Source organism: Ruegeria sp. B1 (assembly GCF_056535885.1).
In genome coordinates, this window is the sequence record NZ_JBQFJA010000001.1 from 3,709,935 (window position 1) to 3,730,045 (window position 20,111).

Here is a 20,111-nt window from a genome sequence, read left to right on the forward strand (position 1 = left end):
GCATTTACCCGTCTGTTTCACCGGTCGCAAGGCCACTACACAACGCGCTCACAGTTGTGTCCGGCCCGCAGACTGCTACACCCCATTCAGAACTGAATATCTCATATGCAAAAAAGTAAACTAATTAGTTCATTTTGACCCTTGAAAACTGAACTGAACTGTTCATTTTCTAAGATGTGTCACAGCACAAAACCGGAGACAGAAAATGAAAACCTTTCTTACTGCCGCAATCTTGTCTGCTACCGTCCTGTCCGCCCCGGCCATGGCCATGGCCATGGGCGTCGATATGACCAACCTGACCCGCAATCTCAGCTTCCCCGAACCGGTCTCGGAACCGGTCACACAAGACCAAACCAAACCCCTCAAGTAAGAAGCTGTGCCCGCCGGGTCAGGACGCCCTATCCGACCCGGCGGCGATACATTTCGCTGCTGCACCCCTTGCTTTAAGCCGCTACCATAGGCGCAAACATCCCAGTGATGCCCCAAACGAGCAAGCCAATGGAGCGAAGCATGAGTGCGCGCAAGCAAGCAGTTCTGGACGCGATTGACGCGGCCAACGCAGACGACCCAAATATCGAAGACAACCAGCCTGAAACCTTGTTGTATGGCAAGCGCATGAGCGCAGAGCTGGACCGCTTGTTCCCGGACGCGTCTGATGCCTTGCAGATTGCCGCGCGCGGCCAGCATATCGAACGATGGAAGCTGGGACGGAGCGAATACCCGGACGGGCGCGCAGGATATCTGGCATGGCGAAAAGCGCAGGGCGAACATCACGCGGAAGTGGTCACTACCCTGATGACCCAGGGCGGGTACGGTTCGGATGAAACGGACGCCGCCGGTCGTATGCTGCGCAAGCAGGGCATCAAACGTGATCCCGAGGTTCAGGCCCTTGAAGATGTCATCTGCTTTGTTTTTCTCAAGTGGTACTTTCACCCATTTGCCGCGAAACACTCGGCAGAGAAGATTCAGCGTATTGTAGAGAAAACCGCCAAAAAGATGTCCGCCGAAGGTCGCGCACGGGTGCTGAAGGAGTTCGACCTGCCTGCGCATTTGGCGGCGGCGTTTCAGGATTGATGCGCCCGCCAAAAGGTGGTGTGAGCTTAACAGAGAATTAACCATTTGGCCGTCCCATCGAGGACGAAAGAACCTTCGAAACGTCCGGTCTCAAATGTCTAGAAAACGCTTCGTCCTATTCGCATTGCTCAGTTGCCTTCTGGGTTGTCAGGAAGCCCCGTCCAACCAACCGACTGCACGCGTTATCGCTGTTGGCGATTCTCTTATGGCCTGGAACTCGGCCTCCGGCTCATCAATCTCGGACGTGATTGAGAAAAATATTGGTGCGCCGGTTGTCGATAGGGCAATGTCCGCCGCCTGGCTGCAAACCAAATTCGATGTGGAGGGCCGACCAGAGTCGGGTGTTCAGGCACAATTTGTTGAAGGTGACTGGAGCTGGGCCGTCATAAATGGCGGCGGCAATGATCTGATGCTGGGGTGTGGGTGCATTAGCTGTGACACGACACTGGACAACATGATTTCCAAGGACGGGCAAAGCGGCCAGATACCGCAGTTTGTGCGCCGGATCCGAAGCAGTGGAACACGTGTAATCTACGTCGGCTATTTGCGCAGTCCCAAGCTGCTGACCCCCATCGAACACTGCAAATCGGAAGGGGACGAGTTTGAGGCCCGCATTGCACGATTGGCACAGCGGGACGCGGGTATCATATTCGTATCCAGTCAGGACATCGCCAGACCCGGGGACGCCTCGTATTTCTCATTCGATCGGATTCACCCCTCGCGCAAATCCAGCCGCATCATCGGCGAGCGTGTGGCCAACATCATCCTGACCGAAGGGTTCTGATGGCGTGGATTCTGGCTTAGCCAGCAACCGGCACGTCATGTCTGCTGCGCAGGATCGCCCTCCGATACACTTCGATCATCCAGCCCAGCATGATGGCATTCAGGATGTGCCACATGAAATGTGTCCCAATGGCAAATTGTGTGCACAGCGGGATGTCCGTTGCCCGAAACGTGATCGACAGGATCAGAATGAAAGCACCGGCCGTCATGCCCAAGGCGAACTTCGGCTCTCTGTTCCGCAGCAGACCCGCATAAATCAGGATCAGCAGCGGAACCGGAGCGTAGACCGCTGACCCGCCCAGACCCGGAGCAAACTGGAACAACGGAATGGTGGCGGCGGCGTAAGGAATGAACAACACCGTTCCAACCGCTGAAAGCAGTGGCGACACCCGCCAGATGTCCCGATTGACCGCAAAGATATAGACAAGAATGAACAGCAAAATGGGCGTGGTATCCGCAATGGCGGCCCAAACCTGTGCATGCGTGTGAAACAAATAGCTGCCAATCCCGATCATCGCCAGAATCACAACCAATGCCATTGCAAGTGGCATGTTTTCTCCGCGCACCCGTCGCCACATGATCCAGGCCGAGATCAAAAAGGCCGCATTTGTGACGGCATTGATTGGCTCGGCCCAATAGGCGGACGACAATCGTTCGCAATAGCCGTCAATTTCCTGCATCCAGTCCATGGAATTTTACATAGCGAATGCTACGCTGCCGCCAATAGTCAGTTCAGGAGGATTTTTTGATGAATATCATTTGGCTGGGACATGGGAGTTTTCGCATAGAAACCGCTGGTCAGGTGCTGCTGATCGATCCTTGGCTGACGGGTAACCCAGTCCTATCCGAGGCAGAGCATGACGCGGCGCTGGATGGCGCCACGCATCTCCTGCTGACCCATACGCATTTCGACCATGTGGCCGATGTCCTGCATCTTGCAAAACATCTCGGCATCCCGGTGGTTGGGCAATACGACCTGATGGGGTACTGGAGCGAGGCCGAAGGCATCGAGACCGTCGGGTTCAACAAGGGCGGAACCGTCAATCTGAATGGCGTTAAGGTGACGATGGTTCCCGCCTCTCACAGTTCGACCTTTTCAACACCGGACGGGTTGCGCACCGGCGGCAGCGAGGTGGGCTTCATGATCGCGAGCGAGGGGCACATGGTGTATGTCTCTGGCGATACGGACATCATGGCGGACATGGACTGGATGGGCGACTACTATAAACCGGATATCGGAATTCTGTCCGCAGGCGGTCATTTTACAATGGACATGAAGGCGACCGCTTATGCCGCCAAACGGTATTTTAATTTCAAGACCGTTATTCCCTGCCACTACAAAACGTTCCCGGTTCTGGAACAATCGGCACAGGAGTTGATTGATGCGCTGCCGGGCGTCGATGTGATTGAGCCGGAACTGATGAAGGCGATCACACTCTGATGCCCGCTACTGATTTCAGCCCGCAAGAATACGCTGCCCGGATCGCAAAAACACGCGCGGCGATGGACAAACGGGGTATTGATACCCTTTTGGTCACGGACCCTTCGAACATGGCCTGGCTGACCGGGTATGACGGGTGGAGCTTTTATGTACCGCAAATGGTGATCCTGCCAAAATCCGGGTCACCGCTCTGGTGGGGACGGACACAGGATAAGGCCGGAGCGCAACAGACAACGTGGCTGACAGAGGATGCGCTATTTGACTGGCCGGAGGAGCATGTTCAGCATCCGGATCATCATCCGGTCGACACCCTGCTGACCCTTCTGCGGGATCATGGATGGACAACGCGGCTGGGCGTCGAGATGGACAACTATTATTACTCGGCTGCCAGTCACAAAATACTGGAAACAGCGTTTGGCCCGCAGAGTTTGGCCGATGCCACCGGGCTGGTGAATTGGCAACGCGCTGTCAAAAGCGGCGCCGAAATCGACATGATGCGCAACGCCGGACAGCTTACGGCGCATATGCACAGCGTTTTACGCGATGCCTTTCGAGAGGGAGTGCCCAAGAACCGGTTGGTGGCTGACGTGCAGGCCGCAGGGGTCGCAGGGCTGCCCGGTCTGGCCGGAGACTATCCTGCGATTGTACCCATAGCCCCGTCGGGAACCGAAGCCTCGGCTTCGCATATCACGTGGAACGACAGACCTCTCACCCCAGGCGAGGCGACCTATTTCGAGATTTCGGGCTGTTACAGGCGCTACCATTGCCCTGCCAGCCGCAGCCTGTTTCTCGGCGATCCTCCTCAGGACATCCTTCGTGCCGAAGAGGCGGTGCTGACGGCCATTGACGATGCCCTCGCCGCCGCACGATCCGGAGCAACCTGCGAAGAGGTCGCGACATGCGTCTATGCCAGCTTTGCCAAGGCCGGTTACACAAAGGGCAACCGCACCGGATATCCGGTCGGGTTGAGTTATCCACCTGATTGGGGCGAGCGCACCATGAGTTTGCGACCGGGTGACACAACCGAGTTGCAGGACAACATGACCTTTCATCTGATGCCCGGCCTTTGGACCCCGGATTGGGGTTTGGCCATCACCGAAAGCTTTGTTGTGACGCCGGAAGGCGGGAAACCCCTGGCAGAGATTGCGCGCGAGTTGGTAATCAAGCCAGCGTAAGTCCGACGCGCGAGCTCTACCGCTGCGCCGCAAAGAACCGTTTCAGCAAATCCGCCGCTTCGTCTGCGGCGATCCCATCATAAACCTCGGGAACATGATGGGCTTGCGGATGTGAGAAAACCCGGGCGCCGTGGGCCACGCCCCCGGATTTCGGATCCGATGCTCCGTAGTAAATCCGCCGGATGCGCGCGGCGGCCAAGGCGGCGGCGCACATGGCGCAGGGTTCCAGCGTGACATAGAGATCGTGATCCGGCAGGCGTTCCGAGCCCGCATCTGAACATGCAGCGCGTAACGCCAGGATTTCGGCATGCGCTGTGGGGTCGCTCAACTCACGCGTCCGGTTGCCCGCCGAGGCTACGATACGACCATCTGGAGAAACGATGACGGCACCGACTGGCACCTCTCCGCGATCTGCCGCAGCGCGCGCCTGTTCCAACGCCTTGTCCATATGCGATCTGAATGTCATGCCACTGACTGCATCAGAAACCCGTCTTTCGCAAGCATGCGGGATGCGTTATGGCCGGAGCATGAGCAACACCCCTCCTCCCGGCGACCGGATCGCCAAGGTTCTGGCCCGTGCCGGTGTCGCGTCGCGTCGTGAGGCCGAACGCATGATCGAAGCAGGCCGAGTCGCCGTCAACGGCAAGGCCATCGACAGCCCGGCGCTGAATGTAACGGCCCGGGACAAGATTACCGTTGATGGGAAGCCGGTTTCCGAGCCGGAACCATCGCGCCTCTGGCTCTATCACAAGCCCCCCGGATTGGTGACAACAACACGCGACGAAAAGGGCCGCGCGACAATTTTCGATAAGCTGCCCGAGGATATGCCGCGGGTTATGAGTGTCGGGCGTTTGGACCTGAACTCGGAAGGGTTGCTTTTGCTGACCAATGACGGTGGTATCAAGCGCAAGCTGGAGCTGCCCTCGACAGGGTGGCTGCGCAAATATCGCGTTCGGATCAACGGGCGCCCGAAAGACGAGGATTTCGCCCCGTTGCGGCAAGGTCTGGTGATTGAGGGCGAGCGATTCCAACCGATGACCGTGGCACTGGACCGCCAGCAGGGGGCAAATGCCTGGCTGACCATTGGCCTGCGCGAAGGCAAAAACCGCGAGATCCGTCGCGCGATCGAAGATATTGGCTTTACCGTCAACCGATTGCTGCGCGTATCTTATGGCCCCTTCCAATTGGGTGACCTGAAACCCGGCGAGGTCGAAGAAATTCGTCGCCGTGTGATGCGTGATCAATTGGGGCTTGATGCCGGCACCGATCCCGCCGGCGCCGCAAAACGCCCGCCCAGACCGCAGCGAAAACGGGCAACCATAGGCAAGAAACCTCGCAAGTGACACCTGTTTGGCAACCTTCCCCCTAGCGCCAAGCCCTCGCATCCCCTAAATTTTCTGTGAATGTGTCTGTTGGGGGGCTTTATGTCCGGGACCGGAGTCCAAAAACTGGCCTATGCGGCCTTGCTCGTGCTTTTGTTTGGCGTGTGTACTGGCCTGTTGGGAGGCCTGTAAGACATGGCCAAACGATATGGCGGGAAATTCAGCCCCGACGGAACAAAATCCCCCGATGAACCGCCCCGGCGTGGACAGTTCGATGGCGCACGGGTCGAGCCTGCGGGCGCGCGGGCCAACATTCTGTTCGTTCCGGCCATTCCGTTGGTGTTTCTGTCCCTGAACGACGGTGCGATCGGCATGACAATGGGCCTCGTTGCAGCGGGCGTACTGACAGCGGCTGCTTTCCTGTTGCGCGAGGGATTGCGCGCCGAGGCCGCCTTTAACACGCGGCGAACTGCAAGACGCCCCGCCTTTCCGCGCAAGATTTTTGCCAGTGTGCTAACTGGTCTGGGCGCCGCGCTTGCGTCTTATCGCAATGAGTATCTGGACGCGGAAACAGTCTCGCAGGTTAGCCTGATCGCACCCATCCTGTTTGGAGTTGCCGCGACTGCGCTGCACTCAATATCTTTCGGGATCGATCCCATGAAAGACAAGGGGATGGAACGCGTCGACACGTTTCAACAAGACCGGGTGGCCCGTGTGGTCGAAGACGCAGAATCCCATTTGACCGAAATGACGGATGCCATAAAACGCGCCGGGGATCGCAAGATCGAGGCCCGGGTTGAACGATTTCAGGACACCGCACGCGATCTTTTTCGCACTGTCGAAGACGACCCGCGCGATCTGGCCGGCGCGCGAAAATACCTGACGGTTTATCTGCAGGGCGCGCGCGACGCGACGGTGAAGTTTGCGGATGTCTATGCGCGCACCCGCGACGCACAGGCTTTGGCCGATTACTCCGCACTGCTGGACGATCTGGAACAGAATTTTGCGGCCCGCACGCGCAAGATGCTTTTGGATGACCGCAGCGATCTGACGGTTGAAATTGACGTGTTGCGCGACAGGCTGCAACGCGAAGGCGTCCGGTTGGACTGACCGGCCACAAAATGAGCGAGGAACACCCCCATGTCCGATGAGATCAAGAATAAGGCGGTCGAAGCCGAAACTCTGGTTCAGGAAGTCACTGCGGTTGCGCTGCCGGAACCAAAGTCCGAGATCGTCCTGTTGGAGGAGGCGGACGAACCCGTCAGCGCCGAAATCCGCAAGCGGATGGATGAAATCGATATGGGCAACACCAATTCGATTGTCTCCTTCGGGTCTTCTGCACAAGCCGAGTTGCAGGAAATCAGCCAGGCGATGCTGGCTGATGTCCGCAACAAAGACGTTGGCCCGGCCGGTGACAGCCTGCGCAACATCGTGACCACCATTCGGGGATTTTCGGTCAGTGAGTTGGATGTACGCCGCGAACGCAGCTGGTGGGAAAGGCTGTTGGGACGGGCCGCACCGTTTGCCAAATTCACTGCACAATATGAAGAGGTGCAGAGCCAGATTGACCGCATCACCGACAGTCTTCTGGGTCATGAGCATACCCTGTTGAAAGACATCAAGTCATTGGACTTGCTGTATGAAAAGACGCTGGATTTCTACGACGAACTGGCGCTCTACATTGCTGCGGGCGAAGAGAAGCTGACCGAGTTGGACAGCCATGACATCCCGGAAAAAGAAGCCGAGGTTCAGGCCGCACCGGAAGATCAGCAAGTTATGAAAGCACAGGAACTGCGCGACGTGCGGGCGGCCCGGGACGATCTGGAGCGCCGGGTGCACGACCTGAAACTGACACGGCAGGTGACGATGCAATCCCTGCCGTCAATCCGTCTGGTACAGGAAAACGACAAGTCGCTGGTGACCAAGATCAATTCGACACTGGTGAATACCGTACCGCTGTGGGAAACGCAGCTGGCGCAGGCGGTCACCATCCAACGCAGCGCCGAAGCGGCGGCTGCGGTGCGCGATGCTAATGATCTGACCAACGAATTGCTGACGTCTAACGCCGCCAACCTGCGCGAGTCGAACAAGATGATCCGCGAAGAAATGGAGCGCGGCGTCTTTGACATCGAGGCCGTGAAACAGGCCAATGCGGACCTGATCGGAGCGATCAACGAAAGCCTTGCCATCGCCGACGAGGGCAAGGCCAAGCGCGCCGCTGCTGAGGAAGAATTGCAGAAGATGGAGGCGGAGCTGCGCGACACGCTGGCCGCCGCCAAAGCCCGCAAGGACGGGATTGGCGACAACGCCGGTACGGCAGTACCGGGTTAAAGGCGGGTTGGGCGTGCAGGCTTCGGGACACCTGAAACTCGGGCTTGGGATGATCGCATTTTTGGCGCTGGCCAATTGCGAGGAGGCCCTGCCAACTGCCGTCGCGCCCGAACCTGTGCCGCCCGCACCGGTCCCGGCGGCCAATGCCTATGTTCCGGCATCAGCCGCCAGTCAGGATCTGGCCCGGTTCTATCAAAGGGTACAGCGCGATCTGCTGACACGCGGCCTGTTGCGCACGGACGGCGGAGGTGCGGACACGCCTTATGACGCAGACGATCTGGCGCGAAATTTCGAGGTCATCGCCTTTTACAGCGAGTATCCGGACCACGTCGTATCGATCGGAGCGCGTCAGACGGATGGGCAACTCAGTCGCTGGTCAGGACCTGTGCGTATCCAGAGTGAGTTTGGACCATCGGTGCCGCTTGCCACACGCGATCAGGATGCGGCACAGGTTCAGTCTTATGCAGCGCGGCTGGCAAAGTTGACTGGTCACCCGATTTCCACAGTCAGCCGCAAGGCAAACTTTCACGTTTTTTTTGCGGGTAAGGACGACAGCGCCTATGTCGTAGCCCGGCTGCGGGAACTGATCCCAAATATCAGTCAGGCGTCACTGGATCTTGTCGCGAACCCGCGTGCAAATTTTGACTGTTTCGTGTTTGCGTCCGCTACCAGCAGCGCTCCGCACAAATATGTTCGGGCGGTCACACTGATCCGCACCGAGTTGCCCGATCTGGTACGTCTTAGCTGTATTCACGAAGAGATGGCCCAAGGGTTGGGCCTGTCGAATGACAGCCCGGCGGCGCGGCCGTCAATCTTCAACGATGATGACGAGTTTGCCTTGCTGACAAGCCACGATGAGAAACTGCTGACGATGCTCTACGATCCGCGCCTCGAGCCGGGCGTCACAGTCGATCAGGCGCGGCCTGTTGTAAGGATCATTGCACGCGAACTGATGGGGCAGCCGCTCTGACCCCAAGGACAGGAGAACCCACATGGGAATTTTCGATTTTCTGACCGGAGAATTCATTGATGTCATCCACTGGGTGGACGACACCCGCGACACGATGGTCTGGCGGTTTGAACGGGAAGGACATGAAATCAAGTATGGCGCCAAGCTGACCGTGCGAGAGGGTCAGTCGGCTGTGTTTGTGCATGAAGGGCAGCTGGCGGATGTGTTCACCCCGGGTCTCTATATGCTTGAGACCAACAACATGCCGATCATGACCACGTTGCAGCACTGGGATCATGGGTTCCAGTCGCCGTTCAAGTCCGAGATCTATTTCGTCAACACGACACGGTTCAATGACCTGAAATGGGGCACCAAGAACCCGATCATGCTGCGTGATCCGGAATTCGGCCCGACACGCATCCGGGCCTTCGGAACCTATACAGTTCGCGTAAAAGACCCGGCGAAGTTTCTGATTGAGATCGTGGGTACGGATGGTGAATTCACCATGGATGAAATCAGCTTCCAAATCCGCAACATCATCGTGCAGGAGTTCAGCCGCGTGATCGCAGGCTCGGGTATCCCGGTTCTGGACATGGCCGCCAATACTGCCGATCTGGGCAAGCTGATCGCGGCAGAGGTGTCTCCGGTTCTCGACGGCTACGGATTGGAGATGCCAGAGTTCTACATCGAAAACATCTCACTCCCGCCTGCGGTCGAGGCTGCGCTGGACAAGCGCACCTCGATGGGTCTGGCCGGGGACCTGGGCAAGTTCACGCAGTATTCGGCAGCAGAGGCCATGACCGCCGCTGCCAACAACCCCGGACAGGGCGGCGGCATGGGTGCCGGACTTGGCATGGGAATGGGCATGGCGATGGCCAACCAAATGTCGAACATGGCAGCGGGTCAACCGAGTGGCCCTTGGGGCGGTTCCGCCCCCGCTGCTCAGCAACCGTCTGCACATGCGGCACCCCCGCCCCCGCCGCCCGTTGAGCATGTCTGGCATATCGCAGTCGACGGGCAGACCAGTGGACCGTTTTCAAAGGCAAAGATGGGACGCATGGCCACTGAAGGCGACCTGACCCGCGAGACCCATGTCTGGACCGCCGGTCAGGACGGCTGGAAAAAGGCGGGCGACGTGCAGGAACTGGCGCAGTTGTTTACGATATTGCCACCGCCCCCGCCCGGCACGTGATGCCAACTGTGCGTATCACCAGCCACTAACAGGGCTTCGCTATGACCGAAGAACACCGCTTTCCCTGCGATCAATGCGGCGCCGATTATCGGTTCAACCCGGATGACGGCACCCTGACGTGCGACCATTGCGGACATTCTGAGGCGATCAGCGCCGGGCCATGGGGTGGGGCCAGTTTGAAGGAACTGGATTTCGACGCTGCGATTGCCAATCGACTGCCGGATAGCGAAATCGAAGAAACCCGGGTTCTGTCCTGCCCGAATTGTGCCGCGCAGGTGGAGTTTGACCCGAGCACGCACGCGGCAGAATGCCCGTTCTGCGCCACGCCAGTGGTGACCGACACCGGCGTGAACCGACATATCAAGCCAAAGGGCGTTTTGCCCTTCGCCCTCGACGAACCCAGCGCCCATAAAGCCATGAGCAATTGGCTCGGGCGGTTGTGGTTTGCACCAAACGGGTTGAAGGATTACGCCCGCAAAGGCCGCAAAATGCAGGGCATTTACGTGCCGTACTGGACATTCGATGCCGATACGAAATCCAGTTACCGCGGCGAGCGGGGCGTGGTTTATTATGAGACGCGCACCGTCGCGCGCGACGGCAAGCGCGTGCAGCAACAGGTGCCCAAGGTGCGCTGGACGCCCAAATCCGGTCGTGTGGCGCGATTCTTTGACGACGTTCTTGTCCTGGCCTCACATTCGCTGCCCAAGACCTACACGGATGCGCTGGAGCCCTGGGATTTGCCGGCGCTGGAACCATATCAGCCCGAGTATCTCGCCGGGTTTCGGGCCGAAGCCTACACTGTTGAGCTACCAGACGGGTATACCGAAGCCCGCGCCCATATGGCACGTGTGATTGAGCGCGATGTGCGCTTTGACATTGGCGGCGACCGTCAGCGCATCCATGCTGTGGACACGGATGTCCGCGATGTCACGTTCAAGCATATTCTGCTGCCGGTCTGGATGGCCGCATACAAGTATCGAGGGCAAACCTATCGGTTTGTTGTGAACGGTCGTACCGGGCGTGTCCAAGGTGAGCGGCCCTGGTCCGCACTCAAGATTACGATTGCGGTTGTTGTGGGCCTGCTCGTGGCAGCCGGTATTGGGTACCTCGTGGCAACGGGGCAGCAATAGCCCCACACTCACCGGGTCACTCGCGTTTAATGTCGATCTTTTTGGATGTTTCCGACTCTTCAACGGGTTTCTTCGGAACCGTAACGTGCAGGACACCCTCCTTCATGCGGGCGCTTGCTTTGGCACCATCTGCATCATCCGGCAAGCGGAAGGATCGGCGAAAAGCCCCATACTGCCGTTCGGAGAAATACCAGGTGTCACCCTTCTTTTCTTCGTGTGTTTTCTTTTCGCCGCGTATCGTGACAACGCCTTCTTCGACGGTCAGGTCGATGTCATCGTCGGACACGCCCGGTAACTCCATTGAGATATTGTAGGCCTCGCGGTTGCCCGAGGCTTCGGTCGCTGGGCTGAGCCAGTCAGCAAGTTTTGTTCCAAAATTGCGAAACGGATCGTAAAGTGAGGGCCAGAGGCCGGTGTGATCGGATTTTTCAACCATATTCAGTCCTCCATCTTAAATTGGTTCCTGATTCTTTCATCCGGGTGACAGACTGTCCTTGATCCGCCGCAAATTACCGCACGCCCTCTTGCGCGCACACGGCCCTGACGCCATCCTGCGCGCCGTAGCCCAGGGGAGACGTGGTGGTGCCGATAAATGTACTAAACAGCCTGTTAAACGACCGCCATTCCTGCCGCGCGTTTCGGGCCGACCTGGTGCCGAGACCTTTCATCGGACAGATCATTTCCAGCGCAACACGCGTACCCAGTTGGTGCAATGCCCAGCCCTGGCATCTGATCGTCACCAGCGGAGAAGAGACCGAAGCTTTCCGGCACGCCCTGCAAAACGAAGCTGCCACCGGAACGCCAAACCCTGACCTGCCTTTTCCATTCTCTTATTCCGGTGTCTATCAAGAAAGGCGCCGCGCCTGTGGTTGGGCGCTATACAATGCAGTCGGTGTTGAAAAAGGGGATCGCGCGGCCTCGGCCAGACAGATGATGGAGAACTTTGCGCTATTCGGCGCGCCTCATTGCGCGATCCTGTCCAGCCCGGCCGAGCTTGGCCCGTATGGCGCGATGGATTGCGGCGGTTTCGTTACCGCTTTTACGCTGGCCGCTCAGGCGCTTGGGGTGGCGACCATTCCGCAGGCGGCTGTGGCGTCTTACGGGCCGTTTCTGCACAAGTATTTCGACATTCCCGACGATCGCCTGATTTTATGCGCCATATCCTTTGGCTATCGCGATCCAGATCATCCCGCAAACGCGTTTCGGACAGATCGCGCAGCGCTGGGTGACATTGTCGACTGGCGCGGATAAACCGCTTTACAGCCATCGTTACGCATTTTCCGGAGACACCCATTGCGCGCTTTGCTTCAGCGAATTTCCAAGGCCAAGGTTTCAGTGGACGGCGCGATTGTTGGACAGTCGGGACCCGGACTTTTGATCCTTGTCTGCGCCATGCAGGGCGACGATGAGAATCAGGCCAGCAAGCTGGCAGCAAAGATCGCCAAGCTGCGTATTTTCAAAGATGATGCGGACAAGATGAACCGCTCGATACTGGATATCGGAGGAACCGCCCTTGTGGTCAGCCAGTTTACGCTGGCCGCCGATACGTCGGGCGGCAACCGGCCGGGTTTTTCACAAGCCGCGCCGCCGGATATCGGGGAGCACCTGTACAACGTGTTTGCTGAACACCTGATCTCACTTGGTATCGGGGTCGAAACAGGGCAGTTCGGCACAGACATGGCCGTCGAACTTGTAAATGACGGACCTGTCACAATCTGGATGGAAAACTGATGAACCTTGCGGACCAAGCAATCAGGATTTGGCAGGCCGGGGTGGCCGCTGTTGACGGATACGCAGCAACCAAGACGGCGTTGCCGGACGTTCCAAAACCCGACCGCATTCTGGCCGTGGGCAAGCCAGCAGCCTCAATGGCTGGCGCGGCGCTTGACCATTTTGGTTCGGTGCCAACCCTTGTTGTCACCAAAGACGACCATGCGCATGGTTTGCCAGAAGATGTCGATGTGATCGAGGCGTCTCATCCCGTTCCGGATGATCGAAGCCTTGCGGGCGGTCGGGCCTTGCGTGAGGCCGTTGAAGCGATGGGCCCTCAGTCACATCTTTTGCTATTGGTTTCTGGTGGTGCCTCTTCGCTGGCCGAAGATCTTCGACCCGGTGTCACCTTCGCTAACCTGGAAACCATGAACCGGAAGTTATTGTCAGAAGGTTTAGACATCGAGGCGATGAACGCGGAACGGCGCAAGCTGTCGCGGATCAAGGGGGGCGGGCTGCTGTCCCATTTCTCGGGCCGTCAGGTAACCGTTCTTGCGATTTCGGATGTGCCCGGTGACGACCTGAACGTGGTCGGATCGGGTATCGGTGCCTTGCCAACCCCATTTGCATTTGAGGCAACAACCCGGATTATTGCCTCAAACGCGCATGCGCGCGCGGCAGCTGCAGCGGCTGCGCAGGCTGATGGTCTAACTGTCCTGGCCGATTACAAGGCACTGCACGATGATTACCTGTCAGTGGCCGCAAAGCTGGGTCCACAACTGCGCGATATGCGTCCCGGCGTTATGATCTTTGGGGGTGAGCCGACCGTGGTCTTACCCGGTAATCCCGGCAGAGGTGGACGCAATCAGGCATTGGCTTTGGCGCTGGCGCGCGAGATCCAGGGTGTCGATGGGATCACCGTGATTGTCGGCGGGACCGACGGGACAGATGGGCCAACCGATGCCGCCGGAGGCATCGTTGACGGAAAGACCTGGACCCCGCAGGCAGAAGACTTTCTGAAAAACGCCGACAGCGGCAATTATCTGGACAAAGCGGGCGCCTTGTTGATCACGGGTCCGACCGGGACAAACGTAATGGATCTGGTTGTCGCAATTCGACAATGAATTGGCGCATATGCCGCCGCCCACGATCGCGTACACCGGAAGACTACGACAAAAAGCGGGGGAGAATTGAATTCAACCGGCTCAAGAATACTGAAGGGCGACGGTTTGGTCCCGTTCGCCGCTGTGGTCATCGTGAAACAATAAACCTTGCCCGGTAGACTGAAATGCGCCAACGTTGACTCATGCGTCAATAAAAAGCCCGAAGAGGGCCTCAGATCCATCAAACAGGGAGATTTATGGATGAACGATCAACTCACTTACATGGCAGATCAGGTCACTGCGGGAAAACTGACACGCCGTGAATTCATGGGCAAGGCAGCCGCCCTGGGCGTGTCCGCAGCCATTGCCAGCACGATGTTCGCAAACGCGGCACGCGCCGCTGGCCCCAACAAAGGCGGCGATCTGAAATTTGGCCTTCAGGGCGGTGAATCGACCAACTCGCTGGACCCGGCCACCTATGCCAGCTCGGTTCCGTTCCAGAACGGTAAACAGTTTGGAGACCAGTTGGTCGAGGTTGCGCCGGATGGAACCATCGAGCCTCGCTTGGCCGAAAGTGTTGAAGGCAGCGCCGACGCGAAGGTGTGGACCTTCAAACTGCGTCAGGGTGTCGAATTCCACAACGGCAAGACCATGACCAGCGAGGACGTGCTGAAAACCATGCAGCGCCACTCGAACGAAGACTCAAAGTCCGGTGCCCTGGGCATCATGAAGGGTATCGAGTCGATGAAGGCCGATGGTGACAATTTCCAGGTCACTCTGACCGAGCCGAATGCCGACCTGCCCTATTTGATGGCCGATTATCACCTGATCATTCAGCCCGATGGCGGTATGGAAAATCCAGGTGCCGGTATTGGGACCGGGCCCTACAAGGTAGAAGTGGACGAGCCGGGTGTGCGTCACCTGTACTCGAAGTTCGAAAATCACTGGAATCCCGATTTCGGAAACTTCGACAGTGTGGAAGTTGTGGTGATCAATGACGCGACTGCTCGTACTGCGGCACTGCAGTCAGGACAGGTTCACCTGATAAACCGTGTCGAGCCCAAGGTTGCGGATCTGCTTGGTCGCGCGCCAAACCTGACTGTTCATTCGACGGCAGGGCGTGGTCACTATGTCTTCATCATGCATGTGGATACGGCACCGTTCGACAACAACGAACTGCGCCTGGCTCTGAAACACGCCATCAACCGCGAGGATCTGGTCGAAAAAGTCTTGCGCGGCTATGGCTCGATCGGAAACGACATGCCCATCAATGCAGCTTATCCGCTGTTTGATGAAACCATTCCGCAGCGCGAATTCAGCGTCGAAAAAGCGGCTGAGCACTATAAGAAGTCCGGCCATGATGGCTCGGCCATCGTCCTGCGCGTTGCAGACGGCGCCTTCCCGGGTGCAGTTGATGCGGCGTCGCTGTTCCAGCAGACGGCGGCCCAGGCTGGTATTCCGCTGGAAATCAAACGTGAGCCAAACGATGGCTACTGGTCAGAAGTCTGGAACGTTCAACCGTTCTGCGCCTCTTACTGGGGTGGTCGTCCGGTGCAGGATCAGATGTACGCGACAGCTTATCTGTCCACAGCAGACTGGAATGATACCCGATTCAAGGTTCCGGCGTTTGACGACTTGCTGTTCTCGGCCCGCGCCGAACTGGATCCGGCCAAGCGCAAGGAAATCTACAGCCAGATGGGTCAGATGGTCCGCGACGAAGGCGGCTTGATCTGCCCAATGTTCAACGACTTTGTGGAAGGTGTCAGTAATACGCTGGACGGTTGGGAAACCGACCCCACACAGGAAATGATGAACGGCAACGTGTCCCGCAAAATGTGGTTCGTCTGATACGGGCGACGGATCATGCATCCTATCATCAAACTGGTTTCCCAGCGCCTCGCGCTGGGACTCCTTTTGCTGTTCGGCGCTTCGGCCCTGATTTTTGGCCTGACCGAAGCCCTTCCCGGAGACGCCGCGCAAGCCGTCCTGGGGCAGTCCGCAACACCAGAGGCCCTTGCAAATCTGCGCGAAGAGATGGGGCTGAACCGCCCTGCCCTGACCCGCTACTTTGAGTGGCTGGGAGGGATCCTGCAAGGCGACCTGGGCCAATCCCTGACCAACAAGCTCGACATCACCGAATCCATCGGTAGCCGTCTGGGCAACACGCTGTTTCTGGCGTTCTGGGCGGCCATCGTGTCTGTTCCACTGGCCATTTTCCTTGGCCTGCTGGCCGTACGCTACCGCAACCGCTGGCCTGACAAACTGATTTCGGCCGTCACGTTGACGACGATCTCCATCCCCGAATTCCTGATCGGTTACGTGCTGGTCTATTTTGTCGCGGTGAAGCTGGGCATGTTCTCGCCGCTTGCGATGATCAATGACAGCATGACGCTTGGACAGAAACTGAATTCGATCGCTCTGCCCGTCCTTGTTTTAACCATGGTGGTTTTGGCCCACATGATGCGCATGACCCGGGCCGCGATCCTGAACGTGATGCAGTCGGCCTATGTCGAAACGGCAGAACTCAAAGGCCTCAATAACTTTAAGATCATCTACCGTCACGCGCTGCCCAACGCGGTCGCGCCCATCGTGAACGTCGTGATGCTCAACCTCGCCTATCTGGTTGTGGGCGTTGTCGTGGTCGAGGTTGTCTTTGTCTATCCGGGCATGGGGCAATATCTGGTCGACCACGTCACCAAGCGGGACGTCCCTGTTGTTCTGGCCTGTGGAGTTATCTTTGCCGCCATTTACATCGGGCTGAACATGATTGCAGATATCGTTGCCATTCTGGCCAACCCAAGGCTGAGGCATCCGAAATGAAAAATATCCCTGTCTCTGCAATAATTGGGCTGGGCTTTACCGGCTTGTACTTTTTCATCGCAATCTTTGCTCCGCTTCTGGCCCCTTACGGCATGGCCGAAGTTGTTGGCGACGTATGGGAACCCTCAAGTTCAGAATTCTGGCTGGGCACCGACAATATCGGCCGCGACCTGTTAAGCCGGATGATCTATGGCGGTCGGACGACAATCTTTATCGCCACGGCGGCAACGATGCTCAGCTTTGTGACCGGCTCGATCCTTGGCTTTCTGGCCGCTGTGCTGGGCGGTTGGGCCGATCAGGCCATGTCGCGGGCTGTCGATCTGGTCATGTCGATCCCGACCCTGATCTTTGCGTTGGTGGTTCTGGCCATGGTACCGGTGACAATACCGGTCCTGATCGTTGTGATGGGCCTGTTGGACGCCACGCGCGTCTATCGTCTGGCCCGGGCCGTCGCCGTGGATATCACAGTGATGGACTACGTTGAGGCCGCCAAACTGCGCGGTGAACGTCAGGCGTGGATCATCTTTCGGGAAATCCTGCCAAACGCCCTGTCACCACTGGTGGCGGAACTGGGCCTGCGGTTCATCTTCATGGTTCTGTTTGTTTCAACACTCTCGTTCCTGGGTCTGGGCGTTCAACCGCCATTGGCTGACTGGGGCGGCATCGTGAAAGAAAACAAGGACGGTATCGTCTATGGCATCGGTGCGGCGCTGTATCCCGCGGTTGCCATCGCGACGCTGGCGATCTCGGTCAACCTCGTGGCGGACTGGATCCTGAACCGCACCACATCGCTGAAAGGAGGCCGGGGATGAGTGATACCCTTCTCAAGGTCCGCGACCTCAAGATCGGCGCGACCGTTTATCCGCCGGGCGAGAAACCCCATGATATCGAAATCGTGCACGGGGTCAGCTTTGACCTCGAACGTGGCAAGGTGCTGGGGCTGATCGGCGAATCCGGTGCAGGTAAGTCGACGATCGGTTTGGCATCCATGGCTTATGGCCGCGGCGGTGTTGAAATCACCGGCGGTGAGGTTTGGGTGAACGGGCGCGATATCCTCAAGACATCCCTAGGCGACATCCGCAAGCTGCGGGGTGGCGAGGTGACCTATGTCTCGCAATCCGCCGCAGCCTCGTTCAACCCCGCCAAGAAGATCATGGATCAAGTGATCGAAGCAGCGGTCGAACAGAAAAAGTTCTCGCGCAAAGAGGCCGAAGGGCGCGCGCGCGAATTGTTTGCCAAACTGGGCTTGCCCGACCCGGACAATATCGGGGATCGATACCCGCACCAGGTTTCCGGTGGTCAACTACAGCGCTGTATGACTGCGCTGGCGCTGTGTCCCGAGCCGGACCTGGTGGTGTTTGACGAGCCCACGACCGCTTTGGATGTGACCACCCAGATCGACGTTTTGATGGCCATCAAAGAAGCCATTCGCGATACCGGGGTTGCCGCGCTTTATATTACCCATGACCTAGCGGTCGTCGCACAAGTCAGCGACGACATCATGGTCCTGCGCATGGGTGATATGGTCGAATACGGCACCACCGATCAGATCATCAACAAACCGCAAGAGGAGTATACTCAGGCGCTGGTTTCGGTTCGATCAATCGAACACGACGAAAAGACACCAACGCCTGAACCGGTTTTGAGCGTTGATGGCATCACTGCACGCTACAAGGGGCTTAACTTTGACGTGCTGCACAACGTGAACGTTGAACTTCATCCCGGGCAGACACTGGCGGTTGTGGGTGAATCCGGCTCTGGCAAGTCCACGCTGGCGCGGGTGATTACCGGGCTGCTGCCGCCGCGCGATGGCGAGATTAACTTTGCCGGACGCAATCTGTCCCCCGATCTTGCCGGACGCTCGCGCGAGGATTTGCGTGAACTGCAGATGATCTATCAGATGGCTGACGTCGCGATGAACCCGCGTCAGACCGTCGGCACGATCATCGGGAGACCACTGGAGTTCTACTTCAATATGCGCGGCGCGGAGAAGCGTAAGCGGATCATCGAACTGCTGGATGAGATCGAGTTGGGCGAAAAGTTCATGGATCGCTATCCGGCAGAGCTGTCGGGCGGCCAGAAACAGCGTGTCTGTATCGCGCGATCGCTGGCGGCCAAGCCCAAGATGATCATCTGTGACGAGGTCACCTCGGCGCTTGATCCATTGGTGGCGGATGGAATTCTCAAACTGCTGCTGGATTTGCAGAAGATCGAAGACGTTGCCTATCTGTTTATCACACACGATCTGGCGACGGTGCGCGCCATCAGTGACAGTATCGCAGTGATGTATCAGGGGCGCGTGGTCCGCTACGGTCCGAAATCGCAGGTTCTGAGCCCCCCCTTCGACGATTATACGGACCTGCTGCTCAGCTCGGTCCCTGAGATGCATCTGGGCTGGCTGGAAGAGGTTGTTGCGCATCGCAAGATGGAAAGCGCCGGAAACTGAACCGGGCTTGTGAAGTCAAACCGGCGGGTCACTTGCCCGCCGGTTTTCATATTGTCTAAGCCTGTTGACCGTACCGTTGATGGTGCTGGACCAGAACCCGCTTCAGCTCGTCCTGATAGCGCATACCTTGCAAGGTTTGGCGTAGCTCTCCTTTGCCGTCGAACAACAACAGAGTCACATGTGGCACACCGTATCGATTGGCGAACCCTGCCCCGTCCTGTTGACTGATATCAGCAACAAGATAGACCAGATCACATTCCCCGAACTGCTTCATCGCCTTGCGCGTTTCACGTTGCAAAGCCGTACAGGTCGAGCATTGCGGATCATGTACCTGAACAACCACCGGCTTCCCTTGACCTACACGCGACAGGTCATGCTCGGCCTGCATAGCTCGGACGGATCGCATCATTAAAAAGCCTCCGCCCCCGACCACGGTGACGGCGATGGCGCCGTTTCGGGCCAGCCGCAGAACATTGCGTCGGGACACGCCTTGGGCTTGTGATGCCTTGGCCTTTTGCATCTGAGCCTTTTTGCGTTTGGAAGTCTTAGCCATCCGTCATCCAATCTGTTGGTGCGATGGGCACTACAATACTGTCGGGACGATGTGCCACCGATCACAAGTTCGACAGCACGGT

At 57.9% G+C, this 20,111-nt stretch carries 22 protein-coding genes; 18 read left to right on the forward strand and 4 right to left on the reverse strand.

Annotation, left to right across the window (positions count from 1 at the left end):
* Positions 1–205 precede the first annotated feature (205 nt).
* From ACR3ES_RS18415 to ACR3ES_RS18425, 3 genes are all read left to right on the forward strand, one after another.
* Positions 206–370: a hypothetical protein gene (locus ACR3ES_RS18415; protein ID WP_170433840.1), complete on the forward strand. Its 165-nt coding sequence runs from the start codon at positions 206–208 to the stop codon at positions 368–370.
* 140 nt (positions 371–510) lie between these two features.
* The gene (locus ACR3ES_RS18420; RefSeq protein WP_170433842.1) at positions 511–1,074 is read left to right on the forward strand and encodes a DUF4202 domain-containing protein; all 564 of its coding nucleotides are present in this window, start codon (positions 511–513) and stop codon (positions 1,072–1,074) included.
* Positions 1,075–1,168: 94 nt separating this feature from the next.
* Positions 1,169–1,858, forward strand: coding sequence for an SGNH/GDSL hydrolase family protein (locus ACR3ES_RS18425; protein WP_170433844.1), 690 nt, complete (start codon positions 1,169–1,171; stop codon positions 1,856–1,858).
* A 16-nt stretch (positions 1,859–1,874) separates the two neighbouring features.
* Here the strand turns inward: ACR3ES_RS18425 and ACR3ES_RS18430 are convergent, their stop codons facing one another.
* Entirely contained in the window at positions 1,875–2,546 is a 672-nt protein-coding gene (locus tag ACR3ES_RS18430; protein ID WP_170433846.1) for a ceramidase domain-containing protein, read from the reverse strand.
* A 59-nt stretch (positions 2,547–2,605) separates the two neighbouring features.
* On the opposite strand from ACR3ES_RS18430, the gene ACR3ES_RS18435 reads away from it, so the two are divergent.
* Together ACR3ES_RS18435 and ACR3ES_RS18440 are read left to right on the forward strand one after the other, a co-directional pair.
* Entirely contained in the window at positions 2,606–3,298 is a 693-nt protein-coding gene (locus tag ACR3ES_RS18435) for a metal-dependent hydrolase (protein ID WP_170433848.1), read from the forward strand.
* On the forward strand, positions 3,298–4,473 hold the full coding sequence (locus tag ACR3ES_RS18440) for a M24 family metallopeptidase (protein ID WP_170433850.1): 1,176 nt from the start codon (positions 3,298–3,300) through the stop codon (positions 4,471–4,473). Before ACR3ES_RS18435 ends, ACR3ES_RS18440 begins: the two co-directional genes overlap by 1 nt.
* A gap of 16 nt (positions 4,474–4,489) precedes the next feature.
* On the opposite strand, the gene ACR3ES_RS18445 is transcribed toward ACR3ES_RS18440, so the two are convergent.
* Positions 4,490–4,939, reverse strand: coding sequence for a nucleoside deaminase (locus ACR3ES_RS18445; protein ID WP_170433852.1), 450 nt, complete (start codon positions 4,937–4,939; stop codon positions 4,490–4,492).
* Positions 4,940–5,000: 61 nt separating this feature from the next.
* Here ACR3ES_RS18445 and ACR3ES_RS18450 point away from each other — a divergent pair, with 61 nt between their 5' ends.
* From ACR3ES_RS18450 to ACR3ES_RS18475, 6 genes are all read left to right on the forward strand, one after another.
* Positions 5,001–5,816: a pseudouridine synthase gene (locus ACR3ES_RS18450; protein WP_480424153.1), complete on the forward strand. Its 816-nt coding sequence runs from the start codon at positions 5,001–5,003 to the stop codon at positions 5,814–5,816.
* 174 nt (positions 5,817–5,990) lie between these two features.
* A complete protein-coding gene (locus tag ACR3ES_RS18455) occupies positions 5,991–6,905 on the forward strand; it encodes a 5-bromo-4-chloroindolyl phosphate hydrolysis family protein (protein ID WP_170433856.1) in 915 nt (304 codons plus the stop codon).
* Positions 6,906–6,935: 30 nt separating this feature from the next.
* The gene (locus ACR3ES_RS18460; protein WP_170433858.1) at positions 6,936–8,126 is read left to right on the forward strand and encodes a toxic anion resistance protein; all 1,191 of its coding nucleotides are present in this window, start codon (positions 6,936–6,938) and stop codon (positions 8,124–8,126) included.
* Between the two features lie 49 nt (positions 8,127–8,175).
* Positions 8,176–9,096, forward strand: coding sequence for a DUF2927 domain-containing protein (locus ACR3ES_RS18465; RefSeq protein WP_170433915.1), 921 nt, complete (start codon positions 8,176–8,178; stop codon positions 9,094–9,096).
* A 22-nt stretch (positions 9,097–9,118) separates the two neighbouring features.
* The gene (locus tag ACR3ES_RS18470; protein ID WP_170433861.1) at positions 9,119–10,267 is read left to right on the forward strand and encodes an SPFH domain-containing protein; all 1,149 of its coding nucleotides are present in this window, start codon (positions 9,119–9,121) and stop codon (positions 10,265–10,267) included.
* 41 nt (positions 10,268–10,308) lie between these two features.
* Positions 10,309–11,397, forward strand: a complete 1,089-nt coding sequence (locus ACR3ES_RS18475; RefSeq protein WP_170433863.1) for a TFIIB-type zinc finger domain-containing protein — start codon at positions 10,309–10,311, stop codon at positions 11,395–11,397.
* A gap of 16 nt (positions 11,398–11,413) precedes the next feature.
* Here the strand turns inward: ACR3ES_RS18475 and ACR3ES_RS18480 are convergent, their stop codons facing one another.
* Complete coding sequence (locus ACR3ES_RS18480) at positions 11,414–11,833, reverse strand: Hsp20/alpha crystallin family protein (RefSeq protein ID WP_170433865.1); 420 nt, start codon at positions 11,831–11,833, stop codon at positions 11,414–11,416.
* Between the two features lie 146 nt (positions 11,834–11,979).
* Here ACR3ES_RS18480 and ACR3ES_RS18485 point away from each other — a divergent pair, with 146 nt between their 5' ends.
* The 7 genes from ACR3ES_RS18485 to ACR3ES_RS18515 all read left to right on the forward strand — a co-directional run bounded on the left by ACR3ES_RS18485 (position 11,980) and on the right by ACR3ES_RS18515 (position 19,476).
* Entirely contained in the window at positions 11,980–12,648 is a 669-nt protein-coding gene (locus ACR3ES_RS18485; RefSeq protein ID WP_480424156.1) for a nitroreductase, read from the forward strand.
* 42 nt (positions 12,649–12,690) lie between these two features.
* Complete coding sequence (gene dtd, locus ACR3ES_RS18490; RefSeq protein ID WP_170433867.1) at positions 12,691–13,128, forward strand: D-aminoacyl-tRNA deacylase; 438 nt, start codon at positions 12,691–12,693, stop codon at positions 13,126–13,128.
* On the forward strand, positions 13,128–14,231 hold the full coding sequence (locus ACR3ES_RS18495) for a DUF4147 domain-containing protein (protein ID WP_170433869.1): 1,104 nt from the start codon (positions 13,128–13,130) through the stop codon (positions 14,229–14,231). Before dtd ends, ACR3ES_RS18495 begins: the two co-directional genes overlap by 1 nt.
* A 240-nt stretch (positions 14,232–14,471) precedes the next feature.
* Positions 14,472–16,058 carry an ABC transporter substrate-binding protein gene (locus ACR3ES_RS18500; protein WP_480424158.1) on the forward strand — a complete coding sequence of 529 codons (1,587 nt, stop codon included), beginning with the start codon at positions 14,472–14,474 and terminating at the stop codon, positions 16,056–16,058.
* 15 nt (positions 16,059–16,073) lie between these two features.
* A complete protein-coding gene (locus ACR3ES_RS18505) occupies positions 16,074–17,030 on the forward strand; it encodes an ABC transporter permease (protein ID WP_170433873.1) in 957 nt (318 codons plus the stop codon).
* Positions 17,027–17,842 (forward strand): ABC transporter permease, encoded by an 816-nt coding sequence (locus ACR3ES_RS18510; protein WP_170433875.1) that lies wholly within the window; start codon positions 17,027–17,029, stop codon positions 17,840–17,842. Before ACR3ES_RS18505 ends, ACR3ES_RS18510 begins: the two co-directional genes overlap by 4 nt.
* Entirely contained in the window at positions 17,839–19,476 is a 1,638-nt protein-coding gene (locus ACR3ES_RS18515) for an ABC transporter ATP-binding protein (RefSeq protein ID WP_170433876.1), read from the forward strand. The genes ACR3ES_RS18510 and ACR3ES_RS18515 overlap by 4 nt, the downstream gene beginning before the upstream one ends.
* A 55-nt stretch (positions 19,477–19,531) precedes the next feature.
* Here ACR3ES_RS18515 and ACR3ES_RS18520 read toward each other — a convergent pair whose 3' ends face one another.
* Positions 19,532–20,029, reverse strand: coding sequence for a thioredoxin domain-containing protein (locus tag ACR3ES_RS18520; protein ID WP_170433878.1), 498 nt, complete (start codon positions 20,027–20,029; stop codon positions 19,532–19,534).
* Between the last annotated feature and the right edge of the window lie 82 nt (positions 20,030–20,111).

Coding starts and splice junctions, on each gene's coding strand:
- ACR3ES_RS18425 (WP_170433844.1), top strand. CDS start 1,169: ATGTCTAGAAAACGCTTCGTCCTATTCGCATTGCTCAGTTGCCTTCTG.
- ACR3ES_RS18450 (WP_480424153.1), top strand. CDS start 5,001: ATGAGCAACACCCCTCCTCCCGGCGACCGGATCGCCAAGGTTCTGGCC.
- ACR3ES_RS18445 (WP_170433852.1), bottom strand. CDS start 4,939: ATGACATTCAGATCGCATATGGACAAGGCGTTGGAACAGGCGCGCGCT.
- ACR3ES_RS18495 (WP_170433869.1), top strand. CDS start 13,128: ATGAACCTTGCGGACCAAGCAATCAGGATTTGGCAGGCCGGGGTGGCC.
- ACR3ES_RS18515 (WP_170433876.1), top strand. CDS start 17,839: ATGAGTGATACCCTTCTCAAGGTCCGCGACCTCAAGATCGGCGCGACC.
- ACR3ES_RS18470 (WP_170433861.1), top strand. CDS start 9,119: ATGGGAATTTTCGATTTTCTGACCGGAGAATTCATTGATGTCATCCAC.
- ACR3ES_RS18480 (WP_170433865.1), bottom strand. CDS start 11,833: ATGGTTGAAAAATCCGATCACACCGGCCTCTGGCCCTCACTTTACGAT.
- ACR3ES_RS18465 (WP_170433915.1), top strand. CDS start 8,176: ATGATCGCATTTTTGGCGCTGGCCAATTGCGAGGAGGCCCTGCCAACT.
- ACR3ES_RS18435 (WP_170433848.1), top strand. CDS start 2,606: ATGAATATCATTTGGCTGGGACATGGGAGTTTTCGCATAGAAACCGCT.
- ACR3ES_RS18505 (WP_170433873.1), top strand. CDS start 16,074: ATGCATCCTATCATCAAACTGGTTTCCCAGCGCCTCGCGCTGGGACTC.
- ACR3ES_RS18455 (WP_170433856.1), top strand. CDS start 5,991: ATGGCCAAACGATATGGCGGGAAATTCAGCCCCGACGGAACAAAATCC.
- ACR3ES_RS18475 (WP_170433863.1), top strand. CDS start 10,309: ATGACCGAAGAACACCGCTTTCCCTGCGATCAATGCGGCGCCGATTAT.
- ACR3ES_RS18440 (WP_170433850.1), top strand. CDS start 3,298: ATGCCCGCTACTGATTTCAGCCCGCAAGAATACGCTGCCCGGATCGCA.
- ACR3ES_RS18415 (WP_170433840.1), top strand. CDS start 206: ATGAAAACCTTTCTTACTGCCGCAATCTTGTCTGCTACCGTCCTGTCC.
- ACR3ES_RS18460 (WP_170433858.1), top strand. CDS start 6,936: ATGTCCGATGAGATCAAGAATAAGGCGGTCGAAGCCGAAACTCTGGTT.
- ACR3ES_RS18510 (WP_170433875.1), top strand. CDS start 17,027: ATGAAAAATATCCCTGTCTCTGCAATAATTGGGCTGGGCTTTACCGGC.
- ACR3ES_RS18500 (WP_480424158.1), top strand. CDS start 14,472: ATGAACGATCAACTCACTTACATGGCAGATCAGGTCACTGCGGGAAAA.
- ACR3ES_RS18420 (WP_170433842.1), top strand. CDS start 511: ATGAGTGCGCGCAAGCAAGCAGTTCTGGACGCGATTGACGCGGCCAAC.
- ACR3ES_RS18520 (WP_170433878.1), bottom strand. CDS start 20,029: ATGGCTAAGACTTCCAAACGCAAAAAGGCTCAGATGCAAAAGGCCAAG.
- ACR3ES_RS18430 (WP_170433846.1), bottom strand. CDS start 2,546: ATGGACTGGATGCAGGAAATTGACGGCTATTGCGAACGATTGTCGTCC.